The organism is Ralstonia flatus, from assembly GCF_958439105.1.
Taxonomy (GTDB): domain Bacteria; phylum Pseudomonadota; class Gammaproteobacteria; order Burkholderiales; family Burkholderiaceae; genus Ralstonia; species Ralstonia flatus.
The window spans coordinates 273,330-292,350 of sequence record NZ_CAUDLI010000006.1; the positions used below are offsets into that span (position 1 = coordinate 273,330).

At 66.2% G+C, this 19,021-nt stretch carries 17 protein-coding genes; 13 read left to right on the plus strand and 4 right to left on the minus strand.

What is annotated here, in order from left to right:
* Positions 1 to 28: 28 nt before the first annotated feature.
* Positions 29 to 1,543, minus strand: a complete 1,515-nt coding sequence (gene pdxR / locus R2676_RS15995) for a MocR-like pyridoxine biosynthesis transcription factor PdxR (protein ID WP_206272491.1) — start codon at positions 1,541 to 1,543, stop codon at positions 29 to 31.
* Positions 1,544 to 1,696: 153 nt separating this feature from the next.
* Between pdxR and gabT the strand changes: the two genes are divergently transcribed.
* The 5 genes from gabT (at position 1,697) to R2676_RS16020 (ending at position 7,458) form a co-directional block, all read left to right on the plus strand.
* Positions 1,697 to 2,977 carry a 4-aminobutyrate--2-oxoglutarate transaminase gene (gene gabT, locus R2676_RS16000; protein WP_206272462.1) on the plus strand — a complete coding sequence of 427 codons (1,281 nt, stop codon included), beginning with the start codon at positions 1,697 to 1,699 and terminating at the stop codon, positions 2,975 to 2,977.
* A gap of 4 nt (positions 2,978 to 2,981) precedes the next feature.
* Positions 2,982 to 4,484, plus strand: coding sequence for an NAD-dependent succinate-semialdehyde dehydrogenase (locus tag R2676_RS16005; protein WP_206272461.1), 1,503 nt, complete (start codon positions 2,982 to 2,984; stop codon positions 4,482 to 4,484).
* Between the two features lie 279 nt (positions 4,485 to 4,763).
* Positions 4,764 to 5,978 (plus strand): homoserine O-succinyltransferase MetX, encoded by a 1,215-nt coding sequence (gene metX, locus R2676_RS16010; RefSeq protein WP_316857338.1) that lies wholly within the window; start codon positions 4,764 to 4,766, stop codon positions 5,976 to 5,978.
* Positions 5,975 to 6,610: a methionine biosynthesis protein MetW gene (metW, locus tag R2676_RS16015; protein WP_027678651.1), complete on the plus strand. Its 636-nt coding sequence runs from the start codon at positions 5,975 to 5,977 to the stop codon at positions 6,608 to 6,610. Before metX ends, metW begins: the two co-directional genes overlap by 4 nt.
* A 101-nt stretch (positions 6,611 to 6,711) precedes the next feature.
* The gene (locus R2676_RS16020; RefSeq protein WP_206272460.1) at positions 6,712 to 7,458 is read left to right on the plus strand and encodes a tetratricopeptide repeat protein; all 747 of its coding nucleotides are present in this window, start codon (positions 6,712 to 6,714) and stop codon (positions 7,456 to 7,458) included.
* A gap of 74 nt (positions 7,459 to 7,532) precedes the next feature.
* Here the strand turns inward: R2676_RS16020 and R2676_RS16025 are convergent, their stop codons facing one another.
* The gene (locus tag R2676_RS16025; RefSeq protein ID WP_027678649.1) at positions 7,533 to 7,727 is read right to left on the minus strand and encodes a YbdD/YjiX family protein; all 195 of its coding nucleotides are present in this window, start codon (positions 7,725 to 7,727) and stop codon (positions 7,533 to 7,535) included.
* 8 nt (positions 7,728 to 7,735) lie between these two features.
* Positions 7,736 to 9,790, minus strand: coding sequence for a carbon starvation CstA family protein (locus R2676_RS16030; protein ID WP_027678648.1), 2,055 nt, complete (start codon positions 9,788 to 9,790; stop codon positions 7,736 to 7,738).
* Between the two features lie 226 nt (positions 9,791 to 10,016).
* Here R2676_RS16030 and R2676_RS16035 point away from each other — a divergent pair, with 226 nt between their 5' ends.
* Both R2676_RS16035 and R2676_RS16040 read left to right on the plus strand, forming a co-directional pair.
* Entirely contained in the window at positions 10,017 to 11,456 is a 1,440-nt protein-coding gene (locus R2676_RS16035; protein ID WP_206272459.1) for a cache domain-containing protein, read from the plus strand.
* Positions 11,453 to 12,097, plus strand: a complete 645-nt coding sequence (locus tag R2676_RS16040; RefSeq protein WP_027678646.1) for a response regulator — start codon at positions 11,453 to 11,455, stop codon at positions 12,095 to 12,097. The genes R2676_RS16035 and R2676_RS16040 overlap by 4 nt, the downstream gene beginning before the upstream one ends.
* On the opposite strand, the gene denD is transcribed toward R2676_RS16040, so the two are convergent.
* Positions 12,094 to 13,077 carry a D-erythronate dehydrogenase gene (gene denD / locus R2676_RS16045; protein ID WP_206272458.1) on the minus strand — a complete coding sequence of 328 codons (984 nt, stop codon included), beginning with the start codon at positions 13,075 to 13,077 and terminating at the stop codon, positions 12,094 to 12,096. The two genes, R2676_RS16040 and denD, sit on opposite strands and share 4 nt — an antisense overlap.
* 132 nt (positions 13,078 to 13,209) lie before the next feature.
* Between denD and R2676_RS16050 the strand changes: the two genes are divergently transcribed.
* From R2676_RS16050 to otnI, 6 genes are read left to right on the plus strand one after another with little or no spacing between them, the layout of a single operon-like run.
* Positions 13,210 to 13,926 (plus strand): FadR/GntR family transcriptional regulator, encoded by a 717-nt coding sequence (locus tag R2676_RS16050; protein ID WP_206272457.1) that lies wholly within the window; start codon positions 13,210 to 13,212, stop codon positions 13,924 to 13,926.
* A 15-nt stretch (positions 13,927 to 13,941) separates the two neighbouring features.
* Positions 13,942 to 14,853, plus strand: coding sequence for an L-threonate dehydrogenase (gene ltnD, locus R2676_RS16055; RefSeq protein WP_206272456.1), 912 nt, complete (start codon positions 13,942 to 13,944; stop codon positions 14,851 to 14,853).
* Positions 14,850 to 16,163: a 3-oxo-tetronate kinase gene (gene otnK, locus R2676_RS16060; protein WP_206272455.1), complete on the plus strand. Its 1,314-nt coding sequence runs from the start codon at positions 14,850 to 14,852 to the stop codon at positions 16,161 to 16,163. Before ltnD ends, otnK begins: the two co-directional genes overlap by 4 nt.
* Positions 16,160 to 16,804, plus strand: coding sequence for a 3-oxo-tetronate 4-phosphate decarboxylase (otnC, locus tag R2676_RS16065; protein ID WP_206272454.1), 645 nt, complete (start codon positions 16,160 to 16,162; stop codon positions 16,802 to 16,804). The genes otnK and otnC overlap by 4 nt, the downstream gene beginning before the upstream one ends.
* 40 nt (positions 16,805 to 16,844) lie before the next feature.
* Positions 16,845 to 18,170, plus strand: a complete 1,326-nt coding sequence (locus R2676_RS16070; RefSeq protein ID WP_206272453.1) for an MFS transporter — start codon at positions 16,845 to 16,847, stop codon at positions 18,168 to 18,170.
* A gap of 23 nt (positions 18,171 to 18,193) precedes the next feature.
* Complete coding sequence (otnI, locus tag R2676_RS16075) at positions 18,194 to 18,982, plus strand: 2-oxo-tetronate isomerase (protein ID WP_206272452.1); 789 nt, start codon at positions 18,194 to 18,196, stop codon at positions 18,980 to 18,982.
* The last annotated feature ends 39 nt before the right edge of the window (positions 18,983 to 19,021 follow it).

A 19,021-nucleotide genomic window follows, 5' to 3' on the forward strand; every position in this document is an offset into this window, starting at 1 on the left:
GGGGCTTTTTTATTGCGCGCGTCGTGGGTCAGCCGATGGTGCGTATCGCCTCCGCCAGCGTATGAAACCGCGCCGCAATCTGCTCGGTTTCCACATGGCCATAGCCCAGCAGCAGCCCAGGCAGGCGGCGCGCATCGTCCTGGTAATACCGTGAGAGCGGCCGGGTGACGACGTCGTTGGCAAGCGCCAGATCGGCAACGGCCACATCGTTGGTGCCGGCCGGCAGGCCTAGCACGAGATGCAGACCGGACGCGCCATCATGCACGGGCAGCGCGTCGCCAAATTCGCGGCTGATGGAAGCCAGCAGCGTTTCACGCCGTTCCGCATACACGCCGCGCATGCGCCGGATGTGCGAGACGAAATGGCCCTCTGCAATGAAGTCCGCCAGCACCGCCTGCGTGAGAATCTGGCCACCTCGGAACATCTCCGACAAGCCCGTCGCAAAGGCATCGGCCAGCGCCGGCGGCACGACCAGATAGCCGATCCGCAAGCTGGGGAACAGCACTTTCGAGAACGTGCCCATGTAAAGCACGCGCCCGCCTTCGTCCAGCCCTTGCAATGACGGCAGCGGGCGGCTGCCGTAGCGGAATTCGCTGTCGTAATCGTCTTCGACGATCCACGCATCGGTGGCGTGTGCGGTGGCGAGCAGCGCGCGGCGTCGCGCCAGGCTCATCACCGAGCCAAGCGGATATTGGTGCGACGGCGAAACCACCATGAGTTTGGGCGGCTTGCTGCGCTGGCGACCGCGCGTGGGGATGTCGAAGCGCATGCCTTCGTCGTCCACCGGCAGCGGCACCGTGCGCACGCCCGCAGCGGTGAGTACGCTGCGCACGCCCCAGTAGCCGGGGTCTTCGATCCACGCGCTGTCGCCGGCGTCGCACAGCAGTTGTGCGATGAGCTGGAGCGACGGATGGATGCCTGCGGTGATGATGATCTGCTCGGGCTCGCAGCGCACGCCGCGCGCGGTGCGCAGGTAGTCGGCCAGCGCGGTGCGCAGCGGCAAGTAGCCCGCGCCTACGGGATACGTCAGCAACGCGGGCGACGGCTTGCGCAGCAGCCGGTTGTGCAGGCGCGACCAGATGCGCGCCGGAAACATCCGCACTTCCGGCACGCCCGGCATGAAGGCGCCCCATTGGCGCGAGCTGGCGCCTGCATCGCGCACCAGCGCACGGCCGCGTGTGGAAAGCATCGGCGCAGACGGCGTGGTCGCCTCGGCGATCGGCGCGGCCGCCGCTGTGGCGACGGCTGCAGCCGGTGCAGGCGCCGCGTCCAACCGGTCCGGCGCGGTATCGGCGACGAAGGTGCCGCTGCCCACGCCCGCCGAGACATAGCCTTCCACGCCGAGTTGTTCATAGACGTGGATGACCGTGTTGCGCGCGATGCCAAGCTCGGTCGCCAACTGCCGCGATGACGGCAGGCGGGTGCCCGGCTGCAGTTCGTCGCGCAGGATGCCCTCTTGCAGCACGCGGTACAGACGGCGGTGGTCGGGTTCGCCACCCGGCCCGGCACGGTCGAAGCGGCGCTGCAGGTAGTCGACCAGCATGCTGGCGCGGTGCGTAGGTGAGTGGTCGGCCATGGCGCGTGATGGAGCCAAAGTGGCTCCAAAAGAAAAACCTGATTGGGTCTTATTGTACAGAGCCAATGGCGCCACACTGGCTCGCATCCGATCTTTCTTGACCCAACGCACACGACCGCCATGAACGCCCGAGACCCGCAACAGAACGCCCAATGGAATGCCCGCCGCCTCGCCGCTACGCCGCGCGGTGTCGGTGTGATGACCGACCGCTACGCCGAGCGCGCCGAGAACGCCCTGTTCTGGGACGTCGAAGGCCGGCGCTACATCGACTTCGCGGCCGGCATTGCCGTGGTCAACACGGGCCATCGCCACCCGCGTCTGGTGCAGGCTGTGCGCGAACAGCTGGATCACTTCACGCATACCGCTTTCCAGATCGTGCCGTACGGCTCGTACGTCGAATTGGCCGAGCGCCTGAACACGATCACGCCCGGCACGCACGCCAAGAAGACCGCGTTCTTCACCACCGGCGCCGAGGCTGTCGAAAACGCCATCAAGATCGCACGGGCGCACACGGGCCGCCCGGGTGTGATCGCCCTCACGGGTGCCTTCCACGGCCGCACGTTCATGGGCATGTCGCTGACGGGCAAAGTCGTGCCGTACAAGACGGGCTTCGGGCCGTTCCCGGGCAGCATCTACCACGTGCCCGCGCCGGTCGCGCTGCATGGCGTGAGCACGCAGGATGCGCTGGATGCCATCCAGCGTCTGTTCAAGGCCGATATCGATCCGCGCCAGGTGGCGGCCATCATTTTCGAGCCGGTGCAGGGCGAGGGCGGCTTCTACCAGATGCCCGCCGACTTTGTGCGCGCCATCCGCGCACTGTGCGACGAGCACGGCATCGTGATGATCGCCGACGAAGTGCAAACCGGCTTTGCCCGCACCGGCAAGCTGTTTGCCATGGAGCACACCGGCGTGCTGCCGGACATCACGACGATGGCCAAGGGCTTGGCCGGCGGCCTGCCGCTGTCTGCTGTCACGGGCCGCGCAGAGATCATGGACGCACCGGCTCCGGGCGGGCTCGGCGGCACCTACGCCGGCAATCCGCTGGCGGTGGCATCCGCACATGCCGTGCTCGACATCATTGCCGACGAGAAACTCTGCGAGCGCTCCGCCGCGCTGGGCGCGCGTCTGGTCGATGCACTGAACGCTGCCAAGGCCACGCAGCCACGCATTGCAGAAGTGCGCGGCGTGGGCGCGATGGTTGCTGTCGAATTCAACACGCCGGACGGCAAGCCCGACGCCGATTTCACCAAGCTCGTGCAGCAACGGGCGCTCGAAGCCGGCCTGCTCCTGCTGTCGTGCGGCGTGTACGGCAACGTGATCCGCTTCCTGTTCCCGCTCACGATTGAAGACGCGGTATTCGAAGAGGGCCTTGCCATCCTGCAACGCGCACTGGAGGGCTGACACCATGACCCGCACCGATTTGCCGAGCGCGCCGGTTACGCCGCCGATCGCGCTGAAAGACCCCGGCCTGTGGCGCACGCAGGCGTTCCTCGCCGGCACCTGGGCCGATGCCGATGACGGCGCCACGCGCGACGTGACCGATCCGGCCACCGGCCGCAAGATCGGCACCGTGCCCGGCATGGGCGCCGCCGAAACGCGCCGCGCCATCGATGCCGCCCAGGTTGCACAACGCGCCTGGCGCAAGGTGAGCGCACGCGATCGCGCCAGGATCCTGCGCAAGCTGGCCGATCTGATGATGGAGCACCAGCAAGACCTTGCTGCCATCCTCACGGCCGAACAAGGCAAGCCGCTGCCCGAAGCCGCCGGCGAAATCGCCTACGCCGCGTCGTTCATCGAATGGTTTGCGGAAGAGGCGCGCCGCATTTACGGCGACACGATTCCGTCGCCGCAGGGCGATCGCCGCATCGTCGTGCAGAAGGAGCCGATTGGCGTGAGCGCGGCCATTACGCCGTGGAACTTCCCCATCGCGATGATGACGCGCAAGGTCGGTCCGGCGCTGGCGGCGGGCTGCTCGATGGTGGTCAAGCCGGCGCTGGAAACGCCCTACTCTGCGCTCGCATTTGCCGAGCTGGCGGCGCGCGCCGGCGTGCCGGCAGGCTTGCTGTCGATCGTCACGGGCGATTCGCAGGCGATTGGCGGTGAACTGACGTCCAACCCTGTCGTGCGCAAGCTCAGCTTCACGGGCTCGACGGCCGTCGGCCGTTTGCTGATGCGCCAGTGCGCGGACGACATCAAGAAGCTCTCGCTCGAGCTGGGCGGCAACGCGCCGTTCATCGTGTTTGACGATGCCGACGTCGATGCGGCCGTGGAAGGCGCGATGATCGCCAAGTACCGCAACGCGGGCCAGACCTGCGTGTGCGCGAACCGCTTCTACGTGCAGCGCGGCATCTACGACACGTTCGCTGCCAAGCTGGCCGACGCGGTGCGTGCGCTGCGCGTGGGCAACGGCACGGAGCCCGGCGTGCAGCAGGGCCCGCTGATCCACATGCGCGCGATGGAGAAGGTGCAACAGCATCTGGACGACGCCGTACACCAAGGCGCCCGCGTGCTGGTCGGTGGCAAGCCGCATGCGTTGTCGGCACAGGGCGGCGCGTTTTTTGAGCCGACCGTCGTCGTCGACGCAAAGGCCGACATGCTGGTCGCGCATGAAGAAACGTTCGGCCCGCTGGCGGCGCTCATTCCTTTCGATACGGAAGACGAAGCCGTGGCGGCCGCGAACGACACCGAGTTCGGTCTCGCCGCGTATTTCTACACGCGCGATCTGGGCCGCGCCTGGCGTGTTTCGGATGCGCTGGAGTCCGGCATGGTTGGCGTCAACACCGGGCTGATCTCGACGGCGGAGGCGCCGTTTGGCGGCGTCAAGCAATCGGGGCTGGGCCGCGAAGGCTCGAAATACGGCATCGACGAGTACCTGGAGATCAAGTACATCAACATGGCCGGCCTTTGACCAACGCATGACGGAGGATCGGACGCATCACGCTGCGGTGATGCGTCCGCCGCCGCTTGCTCTATAATCACCTTTCTCTGGCGCGCCGATTTGACGACTGGCTTGCGGGCGCGCGGGAGTTCAGACCTACACGCATGTGGCTCTGGGCTCTCATTACAAATGCGGCTAAAGAGGTTCGGTCAGAGCGGGGGTGGTGAAAGCAAGCGCCCCACGTGCGCCACATGAGAACCCGATTGGTTGCGTGAACAGCGTTGCCGGTCGGGTTTTTTCTTTGGTGCCATGACAGACATCCAGGCTGACCCCGCGGTCACCGCAGCCGATGCGGCGCAGGCCGATACTTCCTCTCCGAAGGCACATCAGGGCAAGCCGGCCAACGCCATCGGCCTGGTCGTGCCCGAGCGCATGCACTTTGCCGAGCCGCTGCAGCTGCGCAACGGCTCCCAGATCAGCGGCTACGACCTGATGGTCGAAACCTACGGCACGCTCAATGCCGACCGCTCCAACGCCGTGCTGATCTGCCATGCACTCAACGCTTCGCACCACGTGGCGGGTGTGCACGCCGAGGGCGAAGTCGGCTGGTGGGACAACATGGTCGGCCCCGGCAAGCCGGTCGACACCAACCGCTTCTTCGTCATCGGGGTGAACAACCTGGGTTCGTGCTTCGGCTCGACCGGCCCCATGAGCCCGCATCCGGAAACCGGCCTGCCTTATGGCGCGCGCTTCCCCGTGGTGACGGTGGAAGACTGGGTAAACGCCCAGGCGCGCGTGACCGATCGTTTCGGCATCCAGCAATTTGCGGCGGTGATGGGCGGCAGCCTCGGCGGCATGCAGGCGCTGGCCTGGAGCCTGATGTATCCGGACCGGCTGCGGCACTGCGTGGTGGTGGCCTCTACGCCCAAGCTGTCGGCGCAGAACATCGCCTTCAACGAGGTGGCGCGCAGCGCGATTCTGTCCGACCCCGATTTCCACGGCGGCGATTACTACGCGCACAACGTGAAGCCCAAGCGCGGCCTGCGCGTGGCCCGGATGATCGGCCACATCACGTATCTGTCGGACGAAGACATGGCCGCGAAATTCGGCCGCGAGCTGAAGGCGGAAGACATCCGTTTCTCGTTCGACGTCGAGTTCCAGGTCGAGAGCTACCTGCGCTACCAGGGCGACAAGTTTGCCGAGTACTTCGATGCGAACACGTATCTGCTCATCACGCGCGCGCTCGATTACTTCGACCCCGCGCTGGCTTACGGCGGCAATCTGACCAAGGCCGTCGCGCACACCAAGGCGAGCTACCTCGTCGTCAGCTTCATGACCGACTGGCGATTCGCCCCTTCGCGCAGCCGCGAGCTGGTCAAGGCGCTGCTCGACAACAAGCACCGTGTCACGTACGGCGAGATCGACGCGCCCCACGGCCACGACGCTTTCCTTCTGGAAGACGCGCGCTACCACGCGCTGGTCCGCGCCTATTACGAACGCATCGCCCAGGAGATCGGCGCATGACAACGCAAACGCTGAACACCGCTGCGCCGTCCGCGGTACCGAACATCCTGGCCGACCGCGCAGACTTCCGTGCCATCGCCCGCTGGATCGAGCCGCGCTCCACCGTGCTCGACCTCGGTTGTGCGGACGGCAGCCTGCTGAGCGTGCTGCAGGATGAGCTGGATGTGCTGGCTTACGGCATCGAGATCGACGATGCGGGCGTGCTGGCCTCCACGCAAAAAGGCGTGCACGTGATCCAGCAGAATCTTGAAGGCGGGCTGGCGCTGTTCGAAGACAAGAGCTTCGACACCGTGATCCTGTCGCAGACGCTGCAGACCATCCACAACACGGCGCAGGTGCTGCGCGAGATGCTGCGCGTGGGCCGCGAATGCATTGTGTCGTTCCCGAACTTCGGTTACTGGCCGCACCGGCTGTCGATCTTTCGCGGGCGCATGCCCGTGTCGGAATCGCTGCCGTACGAGTGGTACGACACGCCCAACGTGCGCGTGCTGACCATCCGCGACTTTGAAGCGCTGGCGCCCAAGGTGGGGCTGGTGATTCTTGACCGCGTGGTGCTGCACGAAGGCAACGTGGTGCGTTGGGGTGCCAACTGGCGCGGCAGCGTGGCGGTGTACCGGGTGCGCGCCGGCTGATTGCCTCGGCATCGATGGGCTTGCCCTGTGCTGGTTTGTGCCCGCCCACGCGCTGCACAGTGGCGCGCTACACTGGTTCATCTTCCGGTGAGGAGCGTGCGATGAGCAGACAGACCAGGCGCAGAAGTCCGCGCATGCTGCAGGCGGTGTTGGTGGTTGCGATGGGGATGGCGGCGCCTTTTGCACTGGCCGCCACCTCGCCGCAAGATGTGCGGGGCGACGCCGACGCCCTCACCCAGATCGCCATCGCGCACTACGAGAAGAACGACTTCGGCCACGCCTTCGACGAATTTGCCGAGGCTGCGCAGCGCGGCAACCGGCTCGCGCAATTCAACTACGCGATGATGCTGATGCGCGGCGAAGGCACCGTCGCGCGGCCCGACGAAGCGGTCAAATGGCTGCGCCGTGCCGCCGACAACCAGATGACCCACGCGCAGTTTGCCTACGGCGAATTGTTCGAACGCGGCGAGCTGGTACCGCGCTCCCTGGAAGAAGCCAACAAGTGGTACGAGCGTGCCGCCGCCGGCGGGCATGTCGAGGCGCAGCGTGCCCTGGCCACCGACTACTTCACCGGGCGCGGTGTGCCGCGCGACTACGGGCGCGCGTTCACTTGGTACAAGAGGGCGGCCGAGGGCGGCGATGCGCCATCGCAGTACATCGTCGGCAGCTATTACGAGCGCGGCGAGCCCGGCGTGGTGGCGCAGGATATCGAGCAGGCCAAGAAGTGGTACGGCAGGGCGGCTGCCCAAGGCGATGTCGGCGCACTCGGCAAGCTGCGCGCACTGGTGGAGCAAACGTATCGCGCCAAGCATGGCGATCCGCCCACAGCGGCACGTCAGTCCATGTAGGGCACGCAAGAAAAAACCGCCGGGCATGCTGCATGCACCGGCGGTTCTTGTTTTGGAGCGCGTTCAACCGTTCATCAACAGCAGCGGCCGACGCGTCCGGCATAGCGCGCGTCCTGGCGTTCGCGGAAGAAGTCTTCGTACGTCATGACGGCCTGGTCGGGGTGCGTCTCCTGCATGTGCCGCACGTAGGTGTCGTAGTCCGGCACGCCGACCATCAGACGCAGCGTCTGGCCCAGGTAGCGGCCGAAGTTTTCGAGTTCTTCGCGCATGCCCGTGCTCATGCGCCCAGCGCTTCGTACGGCGTTTCGTTGGCGGTCGGGCGGCTTGCGGCGCGCGCCTTGAGCACCGTGCGCACGCCATACCAGGCGATGCTGACCACCACGAGAATGAACAGGCCGCACAGGAATGCGTCGATGCGGTCGTTCAGCACCACCTGCTGCATCTGCGCCATCGACTTGGCCGGCGCCAGCAGCTTGCCTTCGGCAATCGCCCCGGCGTACTTGTTGGCATGTGCCAGGAAGCCGATCTTCGGGTCCGGATCGAACAGCTTCTGCCAGCCAGCGGTGAGCGTGCAGATCAGCAGCCAGGCGGTCGGCAGCAGCGTCACCCACACGTAGCGGTCGCGCTTCATCTTGACGAGCACGCAGGTGCCCAGCGTCAGCGCAATCGCGGCGAGCATCTGGTTGGAGATGCCAAAGAGCGGCCACAGCGTGTTGATGCCGCCCAGCGGATCGACCACGCCCTGGTACAGGAAGTAGCCCCACAGGGCGACGGTCGCGGCCGTGGCGATCAGGTTGGCGACGAGCGAATCCGTGCGCTTGAGTGCCGGTACGAAGGTGCCCAGCAGATCCTGCAGCATGAAGCGCCCGGCGCGCGTGCCTGCATCCACGGCCGTGAGGATGAACAGCGCCTCGAACAGGATCGCAAAGTGGTACCAGAAGGCCATCATGGCCGGGCCGCCCACCACCTGGTGCAGGATGTGCGCCATGCCGACGGCCAGCGTCGGGGCGCCGCCTGCACGGGCGAGGATGGTGTTTTCGCCGACATCCTTGGCGGTCTGGATCAGCACGTCAGGGGTGATGACGAAGCCCCAGGTGGACAGCGTGTGTGCCACCGTATCCGGCGTCGCGCCCACGAGTGCTGCCGGGCTGTTCATCGCGAAGTACACGCCCGGATCGATGACCGAAGCGGCCACCAGCGCCATGATGGCGACGAACGATTCCATCAGCATCGCGCCGTAGCCGATGAAGCGGGCCTGCGTTTCGTTCTCCAGCAACTTGGGCGTGGTGCCCGACGAGATGAGTGAGTGGAAGCCCGACACCGCGCCGCACGCAATGGTGATGAACAGGAACGGGAACAGGTTGCCCGACCACACCGGGCCGCCGCCGCCCGCAAACTGCGTCAGCGAAGGCATCTGCATCTTGGGTGCGACGATCAGGATGCCGATGGCCAGGGCGAGGATCGTGCCGATCTTCAGGAACGTCGACAGGTAATCACGCGGGGCCAGCAGCAGCCACACCGGCAGCACCGAGGCGACAAAACCGTAGCCGATCAGCATCCACGTGAGGGCCTTGCCGTCGAACGTGAACAGCGGCGCGAGGGCGGCATTTTCATGCACCGCCTGACCGCCGATGATGGCCAGCATCAGCAGCACGAAGCCGATGATGGAGATCTCGCCGATGCGGCCCGGGCGGATGTAGCGCACGTACACGCCCATGAACAGCGCGATGGGAATCGTGGCGGCCACCGTGAAGGTGCCCCACGGCGAGCCGACCAGCGCCTTCACCACGATCAGCGCCAGCACGGCCAGGATGATGATCATGATGAGGAACGCGCCAAACAGCGCGATCACGCCGGGCACCGTGCCCATCTCGCTCTTGACGAGGTCGCCCAACGAGCGGCCGTCGCGGCGGCTGGAGATGAACAGCACGATGAAATCCTGCACTGCACCGGCAAACACGACGCCGGCCAGGATCCACAGCATGCCGGGCAGGTAGCCCATCTGCGCGGCCAGCACGGGGCCGACCAGCGGGCCAGCGCCAGCAATGGCCGCGAAGTGGTGGCCGAACAGCACGTGCTTGTTGGTGGGAACGTAGTCGAGCCCGTCGTTGTAACGCCAGGCGGGCGTTTTGCGGGTGCCGTCGAGACCGAGCACCTTGTCGGCGATGAAGCGGCTGTAGTAGCGATACGCGATCAGGTAGATGCATACGGCGGCCACGACCACCCACAGCGCGCTGACGGCCTCGCCGCGCGCAAGCGCAACGGTGGCAAACGCAGACGCGCCAAGAATGGCGATGACCAGCCAGATCAGGTGTTGCCTGACGAAGCTCATGTCGGTCTCCTCGAACCTTGGTCGAAGTGTTGTGCTGAACGCGGGATGTGGGTTCATCCCTGCGGTAAGTCCTGCCCCGTGACAGGGGCGTGTAGTATTTGCCAGCCCCACCCCGCGCCACAAGCGGAGGACTACGCAACGCATGTCCGTAGTTCTACGCAGGGCCCCACACCTGATCGAGACCGCGCCGCCACCTTGCAATGCAGCAAAGCGCCGCGTTTTTTTTATGAAGCTCCGCCAGAAGATCCTGCTGCTCGCCGTCGCACCGCTGACCATCGCCATGCTGGCGATCATGCTGACCGTGCGCCATCAGTCGATCGCGCTGGCGCGGCACGAACGGCAGCTGGTGGAGTCGGCGTATCTGCAGGCCAAGGAGACCGAGCTGCGGTCTTACGTCAAGCTGGCGCAGAGCGCCATCGCACCGTTGCTGGCGGCCGGCCACGGCGCCGACCCGGCCCGGGACGAAGCCACGCGCGACGAAGCCATGCGCACCCTCGCCCGTCTCGACTTCGGCACCGATGGCTATTTCTTTCTCTATGACCTCCGCGGCCGCAACCTGATGCACCCGCGCCAGCCCGAACTTGTCGGCCGCGACTTGTGGGACCTGACGGATTCAGGCGGACAGCCGACCATCCAGAAACTCGTTGCCGCCGCGCAGGCCGGCGGCGGTTTCGTGCGCTACATGTGGGACAAGCCGTCCACGCACCAGAGCGTGCCCAAGCTCGGTTACGTCGAGCCGATTCCGCAGTGGGGCTGGATGGTCGGCACCGGCCTGTACTTGGACGACATCGAGCAAACCCTGCGAGAGATTGACCGGCGCGCGCAGACCAACATCGACCAGACGCTGGCCTGGGTGGTGGCCATTGCCGCCGTCAGCATCCTGCTGGTGGCCGGCAGCGGCTTGGCGCTGAACGTGAGCGATCATCGCCAGGCCGATGCCAAGCTGCGCCAGCTCGCGCAGCAGGTGGTGAAGTCCCAGGAAGACGAACGCGCGCGGGTCTCGCGCGAGCTGCACGACGGCATCAGCCAGGTGCTGGTGTCGACCAAGCTGCTGCTGGAAACGGCGCATGGCCATCTTGAAGCGTCAGCGGCATCGCCGTCGTCGATCGAGCGGGCAGACAGCATGCTGCGCCGCGCGCTTGACAGGCTGAATGGTGCCCTGGGTGAGGTCCGGCGCGTGTCGCACAACCTGCGCCCTGCGCTCCTGGATGATCTTGGCTTGGCGGCAGCGTTGGAACTCCTCGTGCGCGAAACACGCGAGGCCCACGAAGACAGCCAGCCGGGGTTTGCGATTGCACTCGAACTTGTCGGCCCGCCGGTGCAATTGCCGGATGCGTGCAACACCGCGCTGTTCCGCATCGCGCAGGAGGCCGTCTCCAACATCGAGCGCCATGCCACCCAAGCGACGCGCATCGGCGTGCTGCTCGAAAACGATATCGATGCGGTGCGCCTGTCCGTTCGCGACAATGGCCCCGGTTTCGACGTGGAATCTGTACAGGTCGACCCGCAACACGGGATCGGCCTGCGCAACATGCGCGAGCGCATGGCCGCGCTCGGCGGCACCTGTACCATCGCCTCCGGCCCGCACGGCACGGAAGTGACCGCCGTGCTGCCGCATGGCGTCATCGCTCGATTGGCTTCTGCTCCCTCTTCTCCGCTCGTATGAACATGCGATCACCCGCGCCCGTCAAACTGCTCCTCGTCGACGATCACCCGCTCGTGCGCGATGGCGTGCGCGTGCGGCTGGAAGCCGTGCCGCATTTCGAAGTGGTGGGTGAAGCCGGCGACGCTGAAGCCGCCCTCCAGGCCGCGCGCACGCTGTCGCCCGACCTGGCGCTGATGGACATCGGCATGCGCGGCATGAACGGCATCGCGCTCACCGAAAAGTTTGCCGAGGAATTTCCCGAGATTGCCGTGCTCGTGCTGTCGATGCACGACAACCTCGAATACGTACGGCAGGTGATGCGCGCCGGCGCGCGCGGCTACGTGCTCAAGGACGCGCCCGCCAGCGAACTGGTCGAAGCCATCGACGCCGTGCTCGCCGGCCGGCCCTTCTACAGCGCGCAGCTGGCGATGCGCATGGCCGAGCAGGCCGTCATGCCCACGCCTGTGGAGGCGCTCACCCCGCGCGAGCGCGACATTCTCGACGGCATCGCCAAGGGCTACGCCAACAAGCGCATCGCCGACGAGCTGGGCTTGTCCGTGCGCACGGTGGAATCGCACCGCCTGAACCTGAAGCGCAAACTCGGCATCGAGGGACAGGCGGAACTGGTGAAGTTTGCGGTCGAGCTGGGAAAGGGCCGCTAGACGCCCTTCGCGCTGTCCACGTAATCGCGCACCATCGCTTCGAACGAGGTGTCGCGGCCAAAGCCCATGGCATCGGCGCGGGCGGTATCGAAGCGCGCCGGCCAGCTTTGCACGATCGCCTTGATGCGGGCGTCCGGCTCCCAACGGATACGCGAGACCGGCGCATCGCCCGCCACCTTGCGCAACGCCTCCACCATCTCGCCCACCCGCACCGTAATGCCCGGCAGGTTCAGTGATCGGCGATGGCCCCAGGCCGACGCCGGCAGCGTGTACGCGTGCAGCAGCGACGCCACCACCTGACGCGGCGAGGCGAGCCACAGCTCAGTCTCGGCTTCCACCGGGCAGATGGCTTCCTCGCCTGACAACGGCTCGCGGATGATGCCGCTGGCAAAGCTTGAGGCCGCGCCGTTCGGTTTGCCCGGGCGCACCGACACCGTGGGGATGCGCACCGCGCGCCCGTCGATGTAGCCCTTGCGCGAATACTCGCCGACCAGGAATTCACCCATCAGCTTCTGCACGCCGTACGAGGCCTGCGGCGTGGCCGCCGTGTCGTCCGTGACAACGGCGGGCAACTTGCCGCCAAACACCGCCACGGAGCTTGCGAACAGCACGCGCGGCGCACGGCCGGTCTTGGCGTGCTGCGCGCGCAGCGCATCGAGCAATGCGCGCGTGCCGTCCAGGTTCACGCGCATGCCGAGGTCGAAATCGGCCTCGGCGGTGCCGCTCACCACGGCGGCCAGGTGGAACACGCCGCCCACGTTTTCGTCGATCACCTGGGTGATCAGGGCGGGGTCGGAGGCATCGCCGGTCACGTAGCGCACGCGCGCATCGGCAATCTGCCCGGCCACCTGGTCCAGCACGATGAAGGTCTCAACGGGCTGCACCGAGCCGTCCGCATCCGGCAGGCCGGCTTGTTCGAGCAGTGCCGCCAGCACGCGCTGGCCCAGGAAACCGGCGCCGCCGGTGATGACGATATTCATGGTGTCTCCTTGTTGCCCGACGTAACCCGCCGGGCGTTTTGATCGATGCCTAGGGTAAACAGGGATGAAGCTCTGCGACTCAACTTGTATGATGACACGACGAATTTACGCTTGCCAAGACATCCCTGCCCCATGTTTGAACGACTCGACGCCGCGCCCTCCCTGTCCGACCGCGTGGCCCAGACCCTGATGGCCAAGATCGACGCGGGCGAACTGCGCCGCGGCGAACGCATGCCTTCCGAAACCGTGCTCGGGCAGGAATTCGGCGTCAGCCGTACCGTGATCCGCGAGGCCATCTCGCGGCTGCGCCACGAAGGCGTGGTCGAAGCGCGCCAGGGCAGCGGCGTGTACGTCACGCAGCAGGCCGGCCTCAAGCCGCTGCGGATCGACGCGGCGCAGGCCGGCTCCATCGACGCCGTGCTGCACATCATCGAACTGCGCCGCGCGCTGGAGGCCGAAGGCGCCGCGCTGGCTGCCCAGCGTCGCACCGATGCCGAGATGATCGAGATCGACGCCGCACTCGACGGCATTGACGCTGCCGTGGCGGCCGGCGGTGACGGCGTGACCGAAGACCTGCGCTTTCACCAGGCCATCGCGGCGGCCAGCGGCAATCCGTTCCTCGTGCAGGCGCTTGGCTTCTTCAGCCAATACCTGGAGGAAGCGATTGGCGTGACGCGCAGCAACGAGGCGCGCCGCGAAGACTTCGCCCGCCAGGTCCGCGACGAGCATCGCGCGATGGTCGAGGCGATCCGCCACCGCGACGCACTGGCTGCACGCAATGCCGCGCAGACCCACATGTTCAATGCCGCACGTCGTTTGGCCGAAGGGCGCGACGTGGCGCAAGACTGATTTCTGGAGTCATTCATGACGCAATCGATGGCTGACCGGAAGGTCGGCGTGATCGGGCTCGGCGCCATGGGCCTGGGCATTGCCAAGACCCTGCGCAATCACGGCTATACCGTGCATGCCTGCGACGCGCGCCACGGTGCCGCGGCGGATTTCGCCAAGGAAGGCGGCGTGGCCTGTGCAACGCCAGCCGAGGTGGCGGCGGGCGTGGACGTGGTGGTCTCGGTGGTGGTCAACGCCGCGCAGACCGAAGCTGTGCTGTTCGGAGAGGCCGGTGCAGCGGCCGCCATGCGACCGGGCAGCACGTTCGTCATGTGTTCCACGGTCGACCCGAACTGGTCGATTGCGCTGGAGGCGCGTCTCGCGCAGCAGGGCATTCTGTATGTGGATGGCCCCATCTCCGGCGGGGCGGCCAAGGCTGCCTCGGGCCAGATGACGATGATGACCTCGGCCACGCCCGAGGCATATGCGGCGGCGGGCCATGTGCTCGACGCCATGGCCGGCAAGGTCTATCGCCTGGGCGACAAGGCGGGCGCGGGCAGCAAGGTCAAGATCATCAACCAGCTGCTGGCCGGCGTGCACATCGCCGCCGCCGCCGAAGCCATGGCCCTGGGTCTGCGCGAAGGCGTGGCAGCGGATGCGCTGTACGAAGTCATCACCCATAGCGCGGGCAACAGCTGGATGTTCGAAAACCGCATGGCCCACGTGCTGGCGGGCGACTACACGCCGCTGTCCGCCGTCGACATCTTCGTCAAGGATCTGGGCTTGGTGCTCGATACCGCGCGCGCGACCAAGTTTCCGCTGCCGCTGGCGGCTACCGCGCATCAGATGTTCATGCAGGCATCCACGGCTGGTTATGCGAAGGAAGACGATTCCGCCGTCATCAAGATCTTCCCGGGCATCACGTTGCCGGAGGGCCAACCGAAATGAGCGCAGCGCCCACGTCCCGCCCGGTCCTCGGTTGCATCGCCGACGACTTCACCGGTGCGACCGACCTTGCCAACATGCTCGTGCGCGCCGGCATGCGCACGGTACAGACCATCGGTGTGCCGCAGGCAAGCGCCGAGGCCATCGCTGCGGATGCCGATGCCATCGTCGTTGCGCTCAAGTCGCGCACGATTCCGGCGGCGGACGCCGTGGCGCAGTCGTTGAATGCGCTGCACTGGCTGCGCGCGCAAGGCTGCTCGCGCTTCTTCTTCAAATACTGCTCGACGTTCGATTCCACCGATGCCGGCAACATCGGCCCCGTGGCCGAAGCGTTGATGGCCGAGCTGGGTACCGATTTCACATTGGCCTGCCCGGCGTTTCCGGAAAACGGCCGCACGATCTTCCGTGGTCATCTGTTCGTAGGTGACGTGCTGCTCAACGCGTCGGGCATGGAGCACCATCCGCTCACGCCGATGCGCGATCCGAACCTCGTGTCGGTGCTTGCGCGCCAGAGTGCGGGCAAGGTCGGGCTGCTGCGGTACGACACCGTCATGCGCGGTGCGCAGGCTGCGCGCGACCAGGCCCAGCAACTGCGCGCCGACGGCGTAAAGCTGGCAATTGCCGATGCCATTTCGAACGACGACCTCATCGTGCTGGGCGAGGCGTTTGCCGACCTGCCGCTGCTGACGGGCGGCTCGGGCCTGGCGCTGGGCTTGCCGGCGCAATATCGCCGCGCAGGGCTGATCACTGCGCAGGGCAACGCGGCGCAACTGCCCGCGGTGGCCGATTCGGCGATCGTGCTGTCGGGCAGCTGCTCGCGCGCGACGAATGCCCAGGTGGCGCACTGGCGTGCCTCGCGCCCGGCGTTCCAGATTGATCCACTGGCGCTGGCCGAAGGCAAACCGGTCGTGGTCGAGGCGCTCGATTTCGTGCACCGCCATGCGGGGCAGACGGTGCTGGTGTACGCGACGAGCGCGCCCGAACACGTGGCGCGCGTCCAGCAGACGCTGGGCGTCGAGCGCGCCGGCAAACTCGTGGAAGACGCGCTGGGCCGCATCGCGCGCACGCTCCACGCCGATGGCGTACGCCGCTTCGTGGTGGCCGGCGGCGAGACATCGGGCGCGGTTGTGCAGGCGCTCGACGTGCGCGCGCTGCGCATCGGCCCGCAGATCGACCCGGGCGTGCCGTGGACAGCCACCATCGACAACGACCCAATTGCGCTGGCATTGAAATCCGGCAACTTCGGGACGGTGGATTTCTTCGAGAAGGCGCTTGCGCAACTGGCGCACGCAACGACGGAGCCGGTCGCATGACCGCAACGAACGAAAACGCGCTGCGCGAAGAGATCGCACATGTCGGTCGGAGCCTGTATGCACGTGGTTACACCGTCGGCACGGCGGGCAACATCAGCGCACGCCTGCCCGACGGCTGGCTCATCACGCCCACCGATGCCTGCCTCGGCACGCTGGACCCGGCGCGCATCGCCAAAGTCAGTACCGCAGGCGAATGGGTCGGCGGCGACAAGCCGTCGAAAACGCTCGCCCTGCATCGCGGCATCTACGACCGCAATGCGGAGGCGCATGCGGTGGTGCACGCGCATTCGACGCATCTCGTGGCGCTCACGCTGGCGGGCGTCTGGCATGAAGCCGACGTGCTGCCGCCCATCACGCCGTACTACGTGATGAAGGTCGGCCACGTGCCGCTTGTCCGTTATCAGCGGCCGGGGCATCCGGATGTCGCCGCGCAGATTGCCGAGTTGGCGTGCGATGTGCGCGCCGTGCTGCTCGACCGGCTGGGGCCTGTGGTGTGGCACGGCTCGGTGTCCAACGCGGCGTACGCGCTGGAAGAACTGGAAGAAACCGCACGGCTTTGGTTGATGACCGAACCTAAGCCGGCACCGCTGTCCGACGCGCAGATCGACGAACTGCGCCAGACGTTCGGGGCCCGCTGGTAGCCCGCTGCCCGGCCCACATAAAACCTACACCGGAGACCACATGAACACCTCGACCGCCACCACGGCGGCGTTGCCTTCGCACGCCGTTTCAAAAGAGGACAGCGTCTATGCGCGGGTGTCGCGCCGCATCGTTCCCCTCATCATGCTCTGCTACGTGGTCGCGTATCTCGACCGCGTGAACGTCGGGTTTGCGAAGCTGCAGATGTCGCAGGCGCTGAACTTCTCCGAGACGGTGTACGGGCTCGGTGCCGGCATCTTCTTCATCGGCTATTTTCTCTTCGAGGTGCCGAGCAATCTGCTGATGAACAAGATCGGCGCGCGCATCTGGATCGCGCGGATCATGATCACGTGGGGTTTGATCTCCGGCGCGTTCGCATTCGTGCAGACGCCCACGCAGTTCTATGTGATGCGCTTTCTCCTGGGCCTGGCAGAGGCCGGCTTCTACCCCGGCATCATCCTGTACCTGACGTACTGGTATCCGTCGCACCGCCGCGCACGCATCGTGGCGATGTTCATGGCAGCCATTCCCATCTCGGGCATCTTCGGCAACCCGCTGTCGGGCTGGATCATGAGCGCGTTCCACGGAGCGGGCGCCGGCGAAGGCTGGCAGGGCTGGCAGTGGATGTTCGTGATCGAAGCCATCCCCGCCGTGCTGGTTGGCCTGCTGGTGCTCTGGAAGTTCGATGACAGCATCCGCAAGGCCAAGTGGCTGTCGGAAGACGAAAAGCAGATCCTCGAAGCCAACATTGCGGCCGATAACAAAGGCAAGACCGAGCACCCCGGCATCGGCAAGGTGTTCTCCGATCCGCGCGTGTGGATGATGAGCCTGATCTACTTCGCCTTCGTCATGGGCCAGTACGGCTTGACGTTCTGGATGCCGACGCTGGTGAAGAACGCCGGTGTGAAAGATACCCTGATGGTGGGCGTGCTCTCCGCCATTCCGTATGTCTGTGCCGCGATCACCATGGTGCTGATCGGCCGCAGCGCCGATGCACGCCGCGAGCGCCGCTGGCACCTGGTCGTGCCCGCGTTGATGGGCGCAGTCGGGTTTGCGGTGGTGGCAACCGCGGGTAACAACGTGGCGCTGTCGATCGTGTTCCTGTCGTTGGCTGCCGCGGGCGTGCTGACGTGTGCGCCGCTGTTCTGGTCGCTGCCGACGGCGTTCCTGCAAGGCACCGCTGCTGCGGCCGGCATTGCCGCCATCAACTCGGTCGGCAACTTGGCCGGGTTCGTGAGCCCCTATATGATCGAAGCACTCAAGGACATGACGGGCAGCACATCCGCCGGCATGTACGCGCTGGCGGGCGTGCTGGTGCTTGGCTGCATTGCCGTGTTGCGCACGCCGCCCAAGCTGGTCAATAAATAAGCAACCGTATTCAGAGGTCTGTCATGCCGCGCTTTGCCGCCAACCTGTCCATGATGTATCAGGAGCACGCGTTCCTCGACCGCTTTGCCGCCGCGGCAAAAGACGGCTTCGAGGGCGTGGAGTTTCTCTTCCCTTACGACTTCGACAAGGCCGATATCCGCGCCCGTCTTGACGACGCTGGGCTCACGCAAGCGCTGTTCAATGCCCCGCCCGGCGATTGGACAGGCGGCGAGCGCGGCATCGCCTCATTGCCCGGTCGCGAAGCGGAATTCAAGCGCGGCATTGCGACAGCGCTGGAGTATGCGCAGGTGCTCGGCAACACGCGTCTGCACGTCATGGCCGGCTTGCTGCCCGCCGGTGCTGACCGCGCACGCCATCACGCCACCTACGTGAGCAACGTCGCCTACGCTGCGCGCGAGGCTGCCGGCGCGGGCGTCACCATCGTGCTGGAACCAATCAACACCCGCGACATGCCGGGCTTCTTCCTCACGCACCAGGCGCAGGCGCATGCGGTGTGCAAGGAAGTGGGCGCGGCCAACGTCAAGGTGCAGTTCGACCTGTACCACGCGCAGATCATGGAGGGCGATCTGTCGGTCAAACTCAAGCAGTACGTCGATGGAGTGGGCCACGTGCAGATCGCCGGCGTGCCCGATCGCCACGAGCCGGACGAAGGCGAGCTGCACTATCCGCACCTCTTTGCGTTGCTGGATGCGCTTGGCTACAACGGCTGGGTCGGCTGCGAGTATCGGCCCCGTGCCGGCACCAGCGAAGGGCTCGGCTGGCTCAAGCGCTGGCGCGAAAGCCAACGCTGATCGGGCTTGCCCCAAACAAAAACGGCCGGCGCTGCGTGT